The organism is Cupriavidus taiwanensis (genome assembly GCF_900249755.1).
GTDB lineage: Bacteria > Pseudomonadota > Gammaproteobacteria > Burkholderiales > Burkholderiaceae > Cupriavidus > Cupriavidus taiwanensis_D.
The window spans coordinates 2,965,536-2,981,647 of sequence record NZ_LT976853.1; the positions used below are offsets into that span (position 1 = coordinate 2,965,536).

The following is a 16,112-nucleotide window of genomic DNA, read 5'->3' on the forward strand; positions in this document are numbered from 1 at the left end:
ATCAAATCGATGGCACCGGCTTTACAACAGAAAGCCCGTGGTTATGCACTTGGACGTGACAGTTCGGATGCAGCAGCACGCGGTTCCTCAGACCATCGGAGCCACCGCGTACGCGGTACTCGATGTGGTGGTCATGCCACCCAGTGTCCTTGGTCATCTTGCACTGACACAGAGCACACAAGCCCCGCTGGGACATGTACAGCTTGATCCACTGCTTTCGGTGCGCCATGCTGTCAAGCAGCCGCTCCTGTCGCAATGTTTCACCATACACCTCCTGCGCCGGATCAAAGGGGTTGTAATCCCCTCTGATCTTCTTGTGCCTTTGAATGGGCGTGCTCGCGAGCGAGTACAACTCAACCCATACCTCACTATCGACATCTTTCACTACTGTGGTGCCAAACACCCAGCTGCGCTGACCGACTGAGCCGAAGTACTTCTTCCGCACCCAATCCGCCTTCTTGCCTGGATGTCGCCGCTTGGCCCACCGCCATAGGGCACGAAAAATGTCGTGCCCCAAACGGTTGAAAGCCGCCTTCGCCACTACGGCGCGGTGGTACTGCGCCCAACCTCTTAGCATCGGGTTCAGCAGTCGAATCAGCTCTGACTGCTTCACCGTCTTGTTGGCACTGATGACATCCTTCACCTTGCGGTAGAACGTCTGCACGTTCTTCCTGCTGGGCTTGATGAGCAGTGTTCCGGAGTACTTCCGGAAGTTCCACCCAAGAAAGTCAAAGCCATCGGCTATGTTGACGATCCGCGTTTTCTCCGTTGATAGCGTCAGCCCTCGTACCGCTAGGAACTGCTCCACCCACGGCTTCACCTCGTTTTGTAGGATCTCAGGCGTAGTGCCCGTGATCACGAAGTCGTCCGCATAGCGCACAACATTCACCTTCAGCTTCCGCGTTTTGGCGACTCCCAGCTTCTTCTCAAAGGAAGCAACCAGTTGTCGTTCCAACCCGTTCAACGCCACGTTTGCCAGAGTCGGGGAGATGATTCCTCCCTGCGGTGTTCCGGCTTCGGTCGCCTGAAACTGGCCCTGAAATATCACGCCAGCCTTCAGCCACTTGCGGAGGATGGCTCGATCCATGGGGACGTTGCGCTCCAGCCACTCGTGACTGATATGGTCAAAGCAACCTTTGATATCCGCCTCCAGTATCCATTGGGCTGAGTGCCCTCTGGACAGGTTGACGAACAGCTGTGACATGGCATCCGCCGTGGAACGATTGATCCGGAACCCATAAGAATTCGGATCGCTCGTCCCTTCGGACACCGGCTCCAGCGCCAGCAGGTGCAAGGCCTGCATGGCTCGATCCAACATGGTCGGAATGCCTAGTGGGCGCTCCTTCCCGTTGGCCTTAGGAATAAAGACCCGCCGCAATGGCAATGGCCTGTACCCTCGGCGCTTCAACCGTCCGATGGCTTCCCACCGGACTTCAGGCGAGTCCCACAGTTCGCGATCGACGCCTGCCGTTCGCTTACCTTGGTTCTCCGTCACTCGCTTTACCGCCGATGCCTTGGCGGAAAACGAGCGGGTCAGAGACCGTTGCAGGGCTTTCACCCTGCGCCAGTCCCCTTCCTGTGTTGCCTTCGCAATTCGAATCTGCATTGCCCGGACGTTCCGTTCCACTTGGCGCCAATTGATGGCATCCCAGCGTTGCGGTGCGCCGGAGAGCGCAGATTTATCCTCACGGATAAATGCTTCCATGCTGCTCTCCTATCTTGAGGACTCCCCTCAAAACGCAGAGACAACATGCCCCCTGAGGGGCATATTGCCCCTCAGGGGAAGAAATTTCGGTTTCAAGCGGGTTAGCCAGTCGTCCTGCGACGAAAGACCAGTTGGAAGTCTGCCCGCTTTCGCGTGAGGTGATGTTTCAACCCCTATCCGAATCATTACAACCCGGCGTTCGCTTTCTCCAACCTCCCATACCCGCACAGCCAACAGCGTTCCTTACGGTCCGCCTGCCTGAGCCACACTGCGCTCGGGCAGCCATACGGGCTTACCACGTTCCCTGCACGCTACAAGACCGGGTTAGGGTCTGCCTCTTCGCCGATGGTCTAGTGACGACGTGCTCCGAATGTCCAGCGGAGCAACCGACCAAATACCGTTTTGGTTAGTGCCTGTCAGCAGCTTTGGCACCGCAATACTCACGACGTTTATCAGCAGTTCACTTCCGTTACCCATACCAGTCAGCCTAGCTCCTCGACCCCATGGCTGCTCGGAGTCTCTACCAGAAGACCTCACGGTCCTCTGGCACCCTTACGGGGGCTACATTGTCAGGAGAGCTTCATACCCCACCGTTACCAGTGACGCATGTCTCCCTAGGCTACTGCTAGTCGCATAGCAGGTTCTCTATCAAAGCGCCCTCACGGACGTGTCTGACCGAACCATAGCGTGCAGAGCTTTCGCTCCGCCTGAACCCTACCTGCCGGTCCGACTGGACCGGAAATGCAAATGCTCCGCCTTGTGGGCAGATGACATTCGCCCACATGGCGTTTGGTGGCCAACGTGGCCACGTTCAAACTTGATGCCAAACTTCGGCATGTAAAGCCATAGTCCCCTCTTGGAGAGTGGACAACGCCACGCCCGAGGGCGTGGTTCGCGCCTTTGGGCGGGCACTGGCTGGTAAGCCAGTACTGCAAGCAACGCTTCTCAGACAAATCTGAAAAGTGAGCAGGCGCTAGCGGCGTAAGCTATGGTGGGCTTCGTTTCACTAGCATGTGGGAGTACTCTCCCAGGGTCGATGCGTCTAACGCGACGCGGACGGACACGAGTGTGCGTGTCGCACGAACAACCCGTATTGTATTCGACTGGCCCCTGGCCCGCCGCCCCAGGACCGAAGGCCCCTGTTCCCGACGCGACTATCCTGGATGCCCATGACCATTACCAAATGGCCCGCCTGCGAGCGGCCCCGCGAGAAACTGCTGGAAAGCGGCGCTGCCGCCCTGTCTGATGCTGAATTGCTGGCGGTCCTGCTGCGCGTGGGCGCGGCCGGCAAAAGTGCCGTCGACCTGGCACGCGAGCTGCTGCACCGCTTCGGCTCGCTGACCGCCCTGTTCGCAGCCGAAGGGCCGGCGCTGGCCGGCATCCGTGGCATGGGCGCAGCCAAGTTTGCGCAGCTGCAGGCCATTCCGGAGCTGGCGCGGCGCGCGCTGGCCGAGTCGCTGCGCCTGCCCGCCGGCTTCGACTCGCCGGAGTCGGTGCGCAGCTACCTGCGCCTGACCCTGGCGCCGCTGCAGCACGAGGTCTTCATGTGCCTGTTCCTGGACCCCCGCAACCGCATGGTCGCCAGCGAAGAGCTGTTCCGCGGCACGCTGACCCGGACCTCGGTCTATCCACGCGAGGTCGCGCGCCAGGCGCTGACGCACAATGCCGCCGGCATCATCGTCGCGCACAACCATCCGCGCGGCACCACCGCCCCCAGCCAAAGCGACATCCACCTGACACGCGAACTGGCGCGCACGCTCGACCTGATCGATGTGCGGCTGCTGGACCATTTCATCGTCGCGGGGCATGAAATCCGCTCGCTGGCCGAATGCTGCGAGCGCCTGCCCGGGCTGTGATGCCTACGCCACGACAGCAGCCGGGCCACAACACCTGCCCGTCCCGACCACAGAAAGCATTGATCCGCCGGGGGAATCCGGTCTATAATGCCCGTTTTGCTGAAGTCTCAACCGCTGCAGTCCGGGCCCGCGCGCCTTTTGTTGATCTGTTGCGAACATTGTCCACGAATAGAAGATTTAGGAGTGCTTCATGGCACGCGTCTGTCAAGTGACCGGGAAAGCGCCGATGGTCGGCAACAACGTTTCCCACGCAAACAACAAGACCAAGCGCCGTTTTCTGCCCAACCTGCAGAATCGTCGTTTCTTCGTTGAATCCGAAAACCGCTGGGTGAGCCTGCGCGTCTCGAACGCCGGCCTGCGCCTGATCGACAAGAAAGGCATCGACTCCGTGCTCGCCGACCTGCGCGCACGCGGCGAAGTCTAATTAGGAGTACATCATGGCAAGCAAGGGCGGCCGCGACAAGATCAAGCTGGAATCGACCGCAGGTACCGGTCACTTCTACACCACCACCAAGAACAAGCGCACCATGCCGGAAAAGATGGAGATCATGAAGTTCGATCCCGTCGCCCGCAAGCACGTCGCTTACAAGGAAACCAAGATCAAGTAATTGATCCGGGATCCCGCCAGAAAGCCCCGCCAAGCCGCGGGGCTTTTTGTTGTCCAGCGATTGCACATCGGGCCGCCGACCTGATGCACGGGACCGCGCGCCGGGTGTAGACTTTGCCGTTTCCCCCATCTGCCAAGCGCCCTGCCGGCGCTCTCCTTGCACCATGAATTTCGACGTCGCCATCGTCGGCAGCGGCCTGGCCGGCCTTACGGTCGCACTGCAACTGGCCGACACCCATCGGGTGGCCATCCTCAGCAAGCGCGCCATGACGCAGGGCGCCAGTGACTGGGCACAAGGCGGCATCGCCGCGGTGCTCGATTCCGGCGACAGCCACGACGAACACACCCAGGACACGCTGGTGGCCGGCGCGGGGCTGTGCGATGAAGAGGCCACGCGCTTTATCGTCGAGCATGGCCGCGAAGCGATCCAGTGGCTGATCGACCGCGGCGTGCCGTTCACGCGCGACGCGCAGGCCGAACTGGGCTTCCACCTGACGCGCGAAGGCGGCCATAGCCGCCGGCGCATCATCCACGCTGCCGACGCCACCGGCCATGCCGTGGTCAGCACGCTGCTGCAGCAGGCCACGCAGCACCCGAACATCACCATCCTGGAAGACCACTTCGCCATCGACCTGATCACGTCGCGCAAGATGGGGCTGCCGGGCAACCGCTGCTACGGCCTCTACGTGCTGGACGACCGCACCGGTGCGGTGCACACCGTCACCGCCACGCACACCGTGTTGGCCGCAGGCGGTGCCGGCAAGGTCTACCTGTACACCACCAACCCGGACACGGCCACCGGCGACGGCATCGCCATGGCCTGGCGCGCGGGTTGCCGGGTGTCGAACATGGAATTCATCCAGTTCCACCCGACCTGCCTGTACCACCCCTATGCCAAGTCCTTCCTGATCTCCGAAGCGGTGCGTGGCGAAGGCGGCCTGCTCAAGCTGCCCGACGGCACGCGCTTCATGCCCGAACACGATGAGCGCGCCGAACTGGCCCCGCGCGACGTGGTGGCGCGCGCGATCGACTTCGAAATGAAAAAGCGCGGGCTGGATTGCGTGTATCTGGATATCACGCACCAGCCTGAAGCCTTCCTGAAGGAACATTTCCCGACCATCCACGCGCGCTGCCTGGAACTGGGCATCGATATCACGCGCGAGCCGATCCCGGTGGTGCCGGCCGCGCACTACACCTGCGGTGGCGTGGTCACCGACACCCTGGGCCGCACCGATATCGGCGGCCTCTACGCCGTCGGCGAGACCGCCTGCACCGGCCTGCACGGCGCCAACCGGCTGGCTTCGAACTCGCTGCTCGAATGCATGGTGATCGGCCGCGCCGCCGCGGCGGACATCGCAGCGCAGGACAAGGCCGGCGCGCCGACGATCACGCTGCCGGCGTGGGACGAGAGCCGGGTGTCGGATGCCGATGAAGAAGTCGTGGTGTCGCACAACTGGGACGAGTTGCGCCGGATGATGTGGAACTACGTCGGCATCGTGCGCACCAGCAAGCGGCTGGAACGCGCGCAGCACCGCATCGTGCTGCTGCGCGAGGAAATTGCCGAGTACTACGCCAACTTCCGCGTCACCAGCGACTTGCTGGAACTGCGCAACCTGGTCGAAGTGGCCTCGCTGATCGTTGACAGCGCGTACTCGCGCCATGAAAGCCGCGGGCTGCATTTCAGCCGCGACTATCCCGATGCGCTGCCGAAGGCGTTGCCGACGGTGATGCAGCCGCCAGCGGGCCGCAAGCGCTGAGCCGCAAATCCACCGATTGCGTGCCTCCCTCTCCCGCAAGCGGGAGAGGGGAGCAAACCATCAGCCGATGATGCGCAGCGAGTAATCGGTCGCGCGCACGTCCTTGGTCAGCGCGCCCACCGAGATGCGGTCGACGCCGGTCTCGGCGAAGGTGCGGATGGTCTCGGCATTGACGCCGCCCGACACTTCCAGCAGCGCCCTGCCCTGGTTGAGCTTCACCGCGTCCTGCATCATCGGCACGGTGAAGTTGTCGATCAGCACCGACTTCGCCCCGGCGGCCAGCGCTTCTTCCAGCTCGGCCAGCGACTCCACCTCGATCTGCACCGACGCCTGCGTATCGAGCGCCAGCGCCGCCCGCATCGCCGCGCCGATGCTGCCGGCCGCGGCGATATGGTTTTCCTTGATCAGGATGCCGTCGTACAGCGCCAGGCGCTGGTTCTCGCCGCCGCCGATGCGGACCGCATACTTCTGCGCCAGGCGCAGGCCGGGCAGCGTCTTGCGGGTGTCGAGCACGCGCGCCCGCGTGCCGGCGATCAGGTCGGCATAGCGGCGCGTGGCGGTCGCCACGCCGGACAGCAGTTGCAGGAAATTCAGCGACGGGCGCTCGGCGGTCAGCAGCGAGCGGGCCGGGCCGGTGATCTCGCAGACCACCGAGTCCGGTGCCATGCGGTCGCCTTCCTGCTGCAGCCAGCGCACCGCCAGCGCCGGGTCGACCGCGCGCATGCACGCATCGAACCACGGCTGGCCGCACAGCACCGCCGACTCGCGCACGATCACGCGCGCATGCGCGGACTTGTCCGCCGGCACCAGCAGACCGGTCAGGTCGCCGCTGCCGACATCCTCGGCGATGGCGGCGTGCACATTGGCGTGCAGCGCCGCCTGCAGCGCCGGGCCGTAGCTATCGAAAACCGGATTCACGCTCATGCCGGACCGATCCCCTGGAACAGCGCCTGTTCCTGCGCCAGGTCGGCCGACGGACGCACGTTGCGCTTCTGCGCGGCGGCGAAATCGAGCATGCGGTCGATGCAAGTCACCGCCTGGCGGCCGATCACCGGGTCGACCTGGATCTCGTTGCGGCCGGTTTCCAGCACCTCGGCCAGGTTGGTCAGCGCGTTCATCGCCATCCACGGGCAGTGCGCGCAGCTCTTGCAGGTGGCACTGTTGCCGGCGGTCGGCGCTTCGATGAAGCGCTTGCCCGGCGCCGCCATGCGCATCTTGTGCAGGATGCCGTTGTCGGTGGCGACGATGAATTCGGTCGCGTCCAGCTTCTGCGCGGCCTCGATCAGCTGCGAGGTCGAGCCGACCACGTCGGCCTGCGCCACCACGTTTTCCGGCGATTCCGGGTGCACCAGGATCTTGGCGTTGGGGAATTCGCGGCGCAGCAGGTCCAGCTCGATGCCCTTGAACTCGTCATGCACCAGGCACGAGCCCTGCCACAGCAGCATGTCGGCGCCGGTCTGCTTCTGGATATAGCTGCCCAGGTGCTTGTCGGGTGCCCACAGGATCTTCTTGCCCTGCGCATGCAGGTGCTCGACGATCTTAAGGCCGATGCTCGACGTCACCATCCAGTCTGCGCGCGCCTTCACCGCGGCGCTGGTGTTGGCGTAGACCACCACGGTGCGGTCCGGATGGGCATCGCAGAAGGCGGCGAACTCGTCGGCCGGGCAGCCCAGGTCGAGCGAGCAGGTCGCGTCCAGGTCCGGCATCAGCACGGTCTTCTCGGGGCTGAGGATCTTGGCGGTCTCGCCCATGAAGCGCACACCGGCCACCACCAGCGTCCTGGCTTCGTGGTCGCGGCCGAAGCGGGCCATTTCGAGGGAGTCGGAGACGCAGCCGCCGGTTTCTTCGGCGAGGTCCTGCAGGTCGGCGTCGACGTAGTAGTGCGCCACCAGCACCGCATTGCGTTCCTTCAGCAAGCGGCGGATACGCGCCTTCAGCGACTGCCGCTCATCGGGCGACAGCACCGGCGGCACCTTGGCCCAGGCATGGGCCACGCAGCTCGCGCCCGCGGCGTTTTCAGCACCCGCCAGGTTCGGCTTCTCGAACTCGACGGTCTTGATCGATTGTGGGGTCATCTCCGGGTACTCCTCTAGACCTCCGCCAACAGGGTGCGGCCGGCCAGAACATGGGGGAGTTTATCTAAAACAAAAGCCCCGCCATGGGCGGGGCTTTGTCAAACCATACGGCGCGGCCGAATTGTATCAGGCGTAGCGGCGCAGGCGCAGCGAGAAATCGTGCAGCGCCTGGATCCCGCTGGCCTCGGCACGGTGGCACCAGGCCTGCAGCTGCTGCAGCAGCTGCTCGCGCGTCAGGTTGGAACGGCCCCAGATGGCGGCCAGTTCACGGCGCATTTCGACGAAGGTCTGCAGCGCCTTGTTCTGTTCGACGATGCTCGCCAGCTGCTCGCGCTGCTGCGCGGCCAGCTTGGTTTCCTCGCGGTGGAACCACTTGCTGGCGGGCTTGATGCTGCGGTACTCGGCCACGCGGCCTTCCTTGAGCTTTTCCAGTTCCTGGCGGAACGCGCCCTTCACCGCCTTGGCATAGCGCGCCATCACGTCATAGCGGTTGGCGATGATGGCTTCGAGCGTGTTGTGGTCGACCGGACGGGCCTCGACCAGGCGCGCCTTGGGCGGGATCTTCTTGACCTTGGCCAGGCCCACCGCCTGCATCGCGCGGATATAGCCCCAGCCCACGTCGAACTCATACCACTTGATCGAGAACTTGGCCGAGGTCGGGTAGGTGTGGTGGTTGTTGTGCAGCTCTTCGCCGCCGATGATCAGGCCCCACGGCGACACGTTGGTCGACGCGTCTTCGCAATCGTAGTTGCGGTAGCCCCACCAGTGGCCCAGGCCATTGATGATGCCGGCGGCGTGGATCGGGATCCACAGCATCTGCACCGCCCACACCGACATGCCGATCACGCCGAACAGCGCCAGGTCGATGATCAGCATCAGGCCGACGCCCTGCCAGGTGAAGCGCGAGTACAGGTTGCGCTCGATCCAGTCATTGGGGCAGCCATGGCTGAACTTGGCGATGGTTTCCTGGTTCTTGGCCTCGGCGCGATACAGCTCGGCGCCTTCCAGCAGCACCTTGCGGATGCCGCGGGTCTGCGGGCTGTGCGGATCGTCTTCGGTTTCGCACTTGGCGTGGTGCTTGCGATGGATGGCGGTCCATTCGCGCGTGACCATACCCGTGGTCAGCCACAGCCAGAAGCGGAAGAAATGCTGCGCAATGGGGTGCAGGTCCAGCGACCGGTGCGCCATGCAGCGGTGCAGGAAGATGGTGACGCCGGCGATCGTGATATGCGTCATCACGAGCGTGTAGATGACGATCTCCCACCAGGTCCAGTTGGCAAGGCCGTTAGCGGCCCAGTCAAGAATAGTGTCGAACAAACTGTTCTCCGTCGGTTAAACAGGGAATTTCAGGGAATTTTCCCGTGCAAGCCGGCAGGGCCGGTACACACAACGCGCAGAAAAAATAGCTGCGAATCTATTGATTGCGATAGCTGTCTGGCGCCGGCCGTGGCTAGCGGCTCATCAATGCGAGCCAGGTACGAGCCGCTGCAATCTGGCGGCTGTCTGATGTGGGGGCGGGATGTTTCAACCCGCGACAACCCGGCATTCTACCGGATCGCCGCGGGCGCAAGCATACGCTATTACCCGGATTTGGACGGAGCGCAACGGCTTTCGTTCCATGGGTGGCGCATCCGTCGCCCGCTGCTTCAGGGCCTGCGCAGCACTCAGGAGGCGTTGGCGACCGCTGGCAACGGCGTCGCCTTGGGCGCGTCCGGGTCTGGCGTCAGGGTCTCATGCATCACACGCAACTCGCGCTGCGGGTACGGGATCGAGATGCCGTGCTCGCGCAGCGTGCGCCAGATGGCGCGGTTCATCGCCGATTGCACCCCGAGCTTGCCGTTTTGCGGATCGGCCACATAGACCGCGACTTCGTACTCGATGCCGCTGTCGGCGAACAGCACCAGGAACGCCGCCGGCTCCGGATCGGGCAGCACGCGCGGCAGTTCGCGCACGCATTCGGTCAGCAGTGCGATCACGGTCTCGGGATCAGCGCTGTAGTCGGCCTGCACGCGCGTCGCCACGCGCACATTGGTATTCGAGAACGAATGGTTCTGCACCGACTGCGCCACCAGCTGCTCGTTCGGCACCAGCGTCTCGCCGTCGCCGTTGCGCACCACGGTGTAGCGGGTGCGGATCTGCGACACGATGCCGGTGTACTTGTCCACGGTAATCTGGTCGCCCAGCTTGACCGAGCGGTCCAGCAGGATGATGAAGCCCGAGATGTAATTGCTGGCGATCTTCTGCAGGCCCAGCCCCAGGCCCACGCCGAGCGCGCCGCCGAATACCGACAGCACCGTCAGGTCGATGCCCACCAGCGACAGGCTCAGCAGCAGCGACACCAGCAGCAGCAAGGCCTTGGAAATCCGCGTCAGCACCACCTTCAGGTTGCCGTCGAGGTTGGCCGAACGCATCAGCCGCTCTTCCAGCCACGAGCCGAACCACAGCGCCACCAGCACCGTCAGCAGGATCCAGACCACCGCCATCAGGGTCTCGGCCACGCTGATCTTCTGCTTGCCGCCGATGGAGAAGCGCACGCTCTCCATCCAGCCCACCACGTCGCCGAGCACGCCCAGCACGTACAGGGCCATGCCCACCCACACCAGCGTGGTCAGCACCTTTTCCACCAGCAGCAGCATGCCGTGCAGCTGGCCGCTGCCGGACATCACGCGGCGCAGCACGTAGAAGGTGAAATTCAGCGCGGTGATGCCGAACAGCGGCACCAGCGCCAGCCGCAGCACGCTGACCGGGATCAGCGGCGCCAGCGCGAAGCGGGCCACCAGCACCAGCGCCCAGCCGGCCAGCGGAAACATCGCGCGCTCGAGGCTGGCGGCGGCGAAGCGCACCGAAAAGCTCGAGCCCTCGTAGCGCGCCTCGAGCCGCCGCACCACGAAGCGCGCCAGCGGCCACGCCACCAGCAGGCAGCCGGCCAGCACCAGCCATTGCCAGAAAAAGCCGGGGCCGCCGGCATCGCGGATCAGGTCGTCCAGCATCTTGCCGAACATCGAATGCGAGGCTTTCAGGTCCTTCAGGCCACCGAGGTCGGACAGGGTTTCACCGTTCATGGTGCAGATTCAGGGTGGGCCGCCCGCGCGCGGCGGGCGGCGCGGCGGGAAACCGCGATCAGCTGGTGCGCTCCAGCACCGCGGCAAAGAAGCCGTCGGTCTGGTGCAGGTGCGGGTACAAGGCGAACATGCCGTTGTCCGGCAGCCCCGGCACTTCGATCTTCTGGTCGGCCAGCACTTCGGCGGCCGGCACCAGGCGGAAGTTCGGGTGCGCCGCGAGGAAGTCGCGCACGATCTGCTCGTTCTCGGCTTCGAGCACGCTGCAGGTGGCGTACACCACGCGCCCGCCGCCCTTCACCAGCCGCGCCGCGGAGTCCAGGATCGCGCTCTGCTTGGCGGTCAGTTCCAGCACCGACTCCGGCGACTGGCGCCACTTCAGGTCGGGATTGCGGCGCAGCGTGCCCAGGCCGCTGCACGGCGCATCCACCAGCACGCGGTCGGCCTTGCCGGCCAGGCGCTTGATCTTGGCGTCGCGTTCGGAGTCGATCAGTACCGGATGGACGTTGGACAGGCCGCTGCGCGCCAGCCGCGGCTTCAGGTTGGCCAGGCGTTTTTCCGATACGTCGAAGGCATAGAGCCGGCCGGTCGAGCGCATCGCCGCGCCCAGCGCCAGCGTCTTGCCGCCCGCGCCGGCGCAGAAGTCGACCACCATCTCGCCGCGCCGCGGCGCCACCAGGTTGCACAGCAACTGGCTGCCCTCGTCCTGCACCTCGACCAGGCCGTTGACGAAGACCGGCAGCTGGTTCAGCGCCGGCTTGCCGGCCATGCGGATGCCGGCCGGCGCCATCGGCGTGGGCTCGGCGCCCAGGCCCGCGGCCTGCAGCTCGGCCAGCGCTTCGTCGCGGCTGGCCTTGGCCAGGTTGACGCGCAGGTCCAGCGGTGCCGGGCGCAGCCAGGCATCGCCCAGCGCCGCGGCAAAGGCTTCGCCGTGCTGGCGCACCAGTTCGTCGTACAGCCATTCCGGCAGGTTGGCGCGCACGCGCGGCGCCAGGCTAGAGCGCTCGATGGTGGTCAGGCGGTCCAGCCACTCGGCTTCATCGGGATACAGGAAGGGCGACAGCGCATCGCGGCCCAGCGTGGCCGCCAGCCCCAGCAGCGCCAGGCGGCGCGAGGTCGCGCCGGTGCCGCTTTCGGCAAACTGGGCGAATTCGACGCGCCGGCGCAGCACCGCGTAGATCGCCTCGGCGATGATGCCGCGCTCGCGGTGGCCGAGCTTGGCGTTTTCGCGGAAGTAGTAGCTGACCACCGCATCGGCGGGGCGCGCGAACAGCATGACCTTGCCCAGCAGGCGATCGATATGCTGGATGTGGCTGGCATGCAGCCCGCCATGCGCGCGCGGCGGGGCGCCGTTGGCGCCGCCGGTGCCAGCGGCACTGGGCGACCTGCGGATCGGGCTGCCCTTGCCCTTGCTGCGCGCGGGGGCGCGGCCTTCGCCGCGGGGGGAACGGTTTCCTGCCTGGGTACGGCTCATGCCTGGACTCCTGCCGCCGGGGTCGCGGCGGAGATGGCCATCAGCAATTGCGGTTCGGCCGGGTTGATAACGTTGACAACGCCGTTCTGGAGCTGCAGCCGGTCCTCGACGAACCACTGCACGGCGCGGGGGTAGATCACGTGCTCGCACGCGAGCAGGCGCTCGGCCAGGGTCTCGGGCGTGTCCTGCGGCTGCACGTCGAGCGCCGCCTGGATCACGATCGGGCCATGATCCAGCTCCGGAGTCACGAAATGCACGGTGGCGCCATGCAGCTTGACGCCGGCATCCAACGCCTGCCGGTGGGTGTTCAACCCGGGGAAGCACGGCAGCAGCGACGGATGGATATTCAGCAGCCGGCCCGCGTAGCGGTCGACGAAGCCGGGCGTGAGTATACGCATGAAACCGGCCAGCACCACCAGGTCGGGGTCGTGGGCGTCGATGGCCTCGGCCAGCGCCGCGTCGAAGGCGGCCCGATCAGCGTGCTGGCGGTGGTCGACCACGCCGGTTTCAATGCCTTGCTGGCGCGCAAACTGCAAGCCCGCGGCGTCCGGCCGGTTCGACAGCACCGCCGCCACGCGCGCGGGCCAGCCGCCGCTCGCGCAGGCACGGACGATGGCTTCCATATTGGAGCCCCGCCCGGAAATCAAGATGACAATTTTTTTCATCGCGCAATTCTACCAAGGCGAGGCGCTAAACTCCGGTAAAGCCAAACCTGTACGTGCTTAATTCACGAGATCCGGACAGGCGCCGGGATGCTGGCCTGTGGTAGCGAAGCCCTATAACCCGATTGATGGATTGTGACGCTTCGCCCCCTCTGATAGAGTGGGCCCTACGTCCACGCGCCATTCCTGTGCATGACAAAGCTTTTCCGGAGAGGTGACAACAAGGACGAAACGGGATATTTGAACGGGAATTCGCATGTCGAACGCTGCACCGACGTTGTTGGTGGTCGATGATCATCCTATGGCCTTGTCAGGGACCACCGCCTTCCTGGCCGAAGTGATGCCGGATGTGGCAGTCCATGCCGCCGGCAGCGCCCGCGAGGCCCTGGCCAGCCTGCAGCAAGGCTTGCGCCCGGATATCGTGCTGCTCGATATCTGGCTGAACGACGGCACCGGCTTCGATGCCATGCAGACGTTCAAGACCGTCATTCCGGGCGCGCGCTTTATCTTCATGTCCGCCGAGGCCACGCCTGAAATCGTCGGCCGCGCCCGCGCGCTGTCGGCGTGCGGCTTCGTCGGCAAGCACCTGGATGCCAACGCCTTCACCGCCGCGGTGCGCAAGGTGCTGGCCGGCGACACCGCCTTCCCCACCGATGAAGCCCTGAACGGCCGCGCGCAATCGTTCGGTCCGGCCCACGGCATTCCGGTCACGCCCGCGGAACTCGGCCTGACGCCGCGCCAGGGCTCGGTGCTGGCGCTGGTGCTGGAAGGGCTGCCGAACAAGGTGATCGCACGGCGGCTGGGGCTGACCGAGAACACCGTCAAGGAACACGTGTCCGCCATCCTGCAGCGCCTGGGCGTGCGCACCCGCATGCAGGTGATGTCGCGCATGGAGCGGTTCCGGCTGCGCCAGTAAGGCGCGCCACTGCCCTTCCCGCCGCTATGCGCGCCCGGCTAGGCCGGCCGCAGCCAGCGCCGCAGCAGCAGCCGCAGCGAAGCCGGGTCCACCGGCTTGGGCAGCACGAAATAGCCTGCCTCCTCCGCCGCCGCCAGCGCGGCCGACTTCAGGTCTCCGGTCAACAATGCACTGCGCGCCTGCGGCTGCGTGTTCTGCCAGCGTTCGAGCAAATCCAGCCCGTTCTCGCTGCCCGGCAGGCGCAGGTCGCAGAAGATGATGTCGGGGCGCAGGCCCTGGGCGAACAGCTTGTCGGCGTCGGCACCGTGCGCGGCGCAGGCCACGCGGATACCCCAGGCCTCCATCAGCGCAATCCAGGCCTTGCGGATCTGGCTGTCGTCGTCGACCACCAGCACCGTGCCCTGCAGGCGGTCGGGCTTGGCCTCCTCGGCCTGCGCCATGGCGCGCATCTCGCGCACGCTGGCCACCGTTTCGGCCGGCACCGGCGCCAGCGCGAACCAGAACACCGAGCCCTTGCCCGGCACCGAGCGCACGCCATAGGTGCCGCGCATCAGCCGCACGCATTCCTTGAAGATGGCAAGCCCCAGGCCCAGCCCCTGCGACGGGTCGCGCTGCGGGTTGTGGACCTGGTAGTAGGGCGAGAAGATGTCTGGCAGGTGCTCGGGCGTGACACCGGCGCCGGTATCCCACACCTCCAGCCGCACGTGCTTGCGGCGCTGGCGCGCGGTCACCAGCACGCCGCCGCGCTGGGTATAGCGCAGCGCGTTCTGCACCAGGTTGAACAGGGCGCGGCGCAGCAGCACCGGTTCGGCCATCGCGTACAGCTCGTCCGGCACGCGCGGGGTCAGGGTCAGCCCGCTTTCGCGCGCGTCGGCGGCAAACTGGCTCATCACGTCGCGGATCAGCGCGCCCAGCTCGCACGGCTCCAGCGTGGGCAAGACCTTGCGCCCTTCCAGCTTGGACAGGTCCAGCAGCGAGCGGAACAGCAGGTCGATGGTCTGGGTGCCCGCCGCCACCTGCTCCACCAGCGGATGCAGCGCGCTGGACTGGTTGCGCGCGCGCAGCGCCTCGACCAGCATCACCAGCGCATGCACCGGCTGGCGCAAGTCATGGCTGGCCGCGGCCAGGAAGCGCGATTTCTCTTCGCTGGCATGCAGCGCGCGCTCCTTTTCGTCCTGGAACTGCTTGGCCAGGCGCCGACTGGCGCCCTCCAGCTGGATAGCGCGCACCAGCGTGACCTGCAGGTTGAAGGCGTGGCGCGACAGCATCAGCGCGTAGATTGCCAGCAGCCCCTGCACATAGGCGCCATGGCCGGGGAAGGCGAATTCCGCCATCAGCAGGTTGGGCACCAGGATCGGCACGCCGGCGTAGACCAGATTGGACGGCACCGGCGCCTGCGATACCGCGCCGCCGGCCAGCACCCCGAGCGTCAGCAGGTACAGCACGCTCGAGAACACGGTCGAGTCCGTATACAGATGCAGCAGCGCCGAGCTGCCCCAGGTCACGCCGGTCAGGAAGGCGACCGCGCGCATGTTGTTCCACCACTTGCGGGTATGGGCCGAACGGCTCATCAGGGCGTGGTCGCGCTGGTAGCCAATGTAGAACCACAGCCCGCCGGTGGTGAGCAACAGCATGACCGCGCCCCACCCCAGCAGCGCGCCATGGCTGACGTCGTTCCAGAAGCCGATGGCGGTCAGCGCGGGCAGCAGCACCGAGGCGACGATGGCGGTTGGCGCATTCTTGTGGACGATCGCCATCAGCTTGGCGCGCGTTTCGACGTCGAGCTGGGCGCTCGGCTGGGGCAGGCTCCGGGGCAGGAGCCGGGAAAAGAACCGATAGGTCAGCGCTTTCAACTGGGAATCAGGAATGGGCGAAGAGCGGGTACGCCAGGCGGCGGCGCCCGCAGCGAGGCCCGTAGTGAGCCAAAGTGGCGCCTATCATGCCGCCTTTTGTGGCATCGCGCCATGGCGGGAGGGCCGGTTGCGGCACAAAAGCCGCAGC

The 16,112-nt window shown here is 65.4% G+C and carries 13 protein-coding genes; 5 read left to right on the plus strand and 8 right to left on the minus strand.

Going from position 1 to position 16,112, the window contains the following annotated elements:
* Position 1: 1 nt before the first annotated feature.
* Positions 2-1,705 carry a group II intron reverse transcriptase/maturase gene (ltrA, locus tag CBM2594_RS13555; protein ID WP_025583916.1) on the minus strand — a complete coding sequence of 568 codons (1,704 nt, stop codon included), beginning with the start codon at positions 1,703-1,705 and terminating at the stop codon, positions 2-4.
* A gap of 1,169 nt (positions 1,706-2,874) precedes the next feature.
* Here ltrA and radC point away from each other — a divergent pair.
* From radC to nadB, 4 genes are all read left to right on the plus strand, one after another.
* Entirely contained in the window at positions 2,875-3,561 is a 687-nt protein-coding gene (radC, locus tag CBM2594_RS13560; RefSeq protein WP_116357279.1) for a RadC family protein, read from the plus strand.
* Between the two features lie 190 nt (positions 3,562-3,751).
* On the plus strand, positions 3,752-3,985 hold the full coding sequence (gene rpmB / locus CBM2594_RS13565; RefSeq protein ID WP_006575661.1) for a 50S ribosomal protein L28: 234 nt from the start codon (positions 3,752-3,754) through the stop codon (positions 3,983-3,985).
* Positions 3,986-3,998: 13 nt separating this feature from the next.
* Positions 3,999-4,169, plus strand: coding sequence for a 50S ribosomal protein L33 (rpmG, locus tag CBM2594_RS13570; RefSeq protein WP_010814980.1), 171 nt, complete (start codon positions 3,999-4,001; stop codon positions 4,167-4,169).
* A 163-nt stretch (positions 4,170-4,332) separates the two neighbouring features.
* Positions 4,333-5,925 carry an L-aspartate oxidase gene (gene nadB, locus CBM2594_RS13575; protein WP_116357280.1) on the plus strand — a complete coding sequence of 531 codons (1,593 nt, stop codon included), beginning with the start codon at positions 4,333-4,335 and terminating at the stop codon, positions 5,923-5,925.
* 60 nt (positions 5,926-5,985) lie between these two features.
* Here the strand turns inward: nadB and nadC are convergent, their stop codons facing one another.
* From nadC to purN, 6 genes are all read right to left on the minus strand, one after another.
* Complete coding sequence (nadC, locus tag CBM2594_RS13580) at positions 5,986-6,849, minus strand: carboxylating nicotinate-nucleotide diphosphorylase (protein ID WP_116357281.1); 864 nt, start codon at positions 6,847-6,849, stop codon at positions 5,986-5,988.
* Positions 6,846-8,000 carry a quinolinate synthase NadA gene (gene nadA / locus CBM2594_RS13585; RefSeq protein WP_116357282.1) on the minus strand — a complete coding sequence of 385 codons (1,155 nt, stop codon included), beginning with the start codon at positions 7,998-8,000 and terminating at the stop codon, positions 6,846-6,848. The genes nadC and nadA overlap by 4 nt, the downstream gene beginning before the upstream one ends.
* 126 nt (positions 8,001-8,126) lie before the next feature.
* Complete coding sequence (locus tag CBM2594_RS13590; RefSeq protein WP_116357283.1) at positions 8,127-9,317, minus strand: DesA family fatty acid desaturase; 1,191 nt, start codon at positions 9,315-9,317, stop codon at positions 8,127-8,129.
* 347 nt (positions 9,318-9,664) lie between these two features.
* Positions 9,665-11,062 (minus strand): mechanosensitive ion channel family protein, encoded by a 1,398-nt coding sequence (locus CBM2594_RS13595; protein WP_116357284.1) that lies wholly within the window; start codon positions 11,060-11,062, stop codon positions 9,665-9,667.
* 58 nt (positions 11,063-11,120) lie between these two features.
* Positions 11,121-12,533 (minus strand): RsmB/NOP family class I SAM-dependent RNA methyltransferase, encoded by a 1,413-nt coding sequence (locus CBM2594_RS13600; RefSeq protein ID WP_116357285.1) that lies wholly within the window; start codon positions 12,531-12,533, stop codon positions 11,121-11,123.
* A complete protein-coding gene (gene purN, locus CBM2594_RS13605; RefSeq protein ID WP_116357286.1) occupies positions 12,530-13,198 on the minus strand; it encodes a phosphoribosylglycinamide formyltransferase in 669 nt (222 codons plus the stop codon). The genes CBM2594_RS13600 and purN overlap by 4 nt, the downstream gene beginning before the upstream one ends.
* A gap of 253 nt (positions 13,199-13,451) precedes the next feature.
* Between purN and CBM2594_RS13610 the strand changes: the two genes are divergently transcribed.
* Positions 13,452-14,111, plus strand: a complete 660-nt coding sequence (locus CBM2594_RS13610; RefSeq protein WP_012353747.1) for a response regulator — start codon at positions 13,452-13,454, stop codon at positions 14,109-14,111.
* A gap of 38 nt (positions 14,112-14,149) precedes the next feature.
* Here CBM2594_RS13610 and CBM2594_RS13615 read toward each other — a convergent pair whose 3' ends face one another.
* Positions 14,150-15,955 carry a hybrid sensor histidine kinase/response regulator gene (locus CBM2594_RS13615; protein ID WP_441306987.1) on the minus strand — a complete coding sequence of 602 codons (1,806 nt, stop codon included), beginning with the start codon at positions 15,953-15,955 and terminating at the stop codon, positions 14,150-14,152.
* Positions 15,956-16,112: the final 157 nt, after the last annotated feature.

What these genes read in the sequence shown, in the direction of transcription:
- ltrA (WP_025583916.1), bottom strand. Translation starts at nt 1,705, where the DNA reads ATGGAAGCATTTATCCGTGAGGATAAATCTGCGCTCTCCGGCGCACCG.
- radC (WP_116357279.1), top strand. Translation starts at nt 2,875, where the DNA reads ATGACCATTACCAAATGGCCCGCCTGCGAGCGGCCCCGCGAGAAACTG.
- rpmB (WP_006575661.1), top strand. Translation starts at nt 3,752, where the DNA reads ATGGCACGCGTCTGTCAAGTGACCGGGAAAGCGCCGATGGTCGGCAAC.
- rpmG (WP_010814980.1), top strand. Translation starts at nt 3,999, where the DNA reads ATGGCAAGCAAGGGCGGCCGCGACAAGATCAAGCTGGAATCGACCGCA.
- nadB (WP_116357280.1), top strand. Translation starts at nt 4,333, where the DNA reads ATGAATTTCGACGTCGCCATCGTCGGCAGCGGCCTGGCCGGCCTTACG.
- nadC (WP_116357281.1), bottom strand. Translation starts at nt 6,849, where the DNA reads ATGAGCGTGAATCCGGTTTTCGATAGCTACGGCCCGGCGCTGCAGGCG.
- nadA (WP_116357282.1), bottom strand. Translation starts at nt 8,000, where the DNA reads ATGACCCCACAATCGATCAAGACCGTCGAGTTCGAGAAGCCGAACCTG.
- CBM2594_RS13595 (WP_116357284.1), bottom strand. Translation starts at nt 11,062, where the DNA reads ATGAACGGTGAAACCCTGTCCGACCTCGGTGGCCTGAAGGACCTGAAA.
- CBM2594_RS13600 (WP_116357285.1), bottom strand. Translation starts at nt 12,533, where the DNA reads ATGAGCCGTACCCAGGCAGGAAACCGTTCCCCCCGCGGCGAAGGCCGC.
- purN (WP_116357286.1), bottom strand. Translation starts at nt 13,198, where the DNA reads ATGAAAAAAATTGTCATCTTGATTTCCGGGCGGGGCTCCAATATGGAA.
- CBM2594_RS13610 (WP_012353747.1), top strand. Translation starts at nt 13,452, where the DNA reads ATGTCGAACGCTGCACCGACGTTGTTGGTGGTCGATGATCATCCTATG.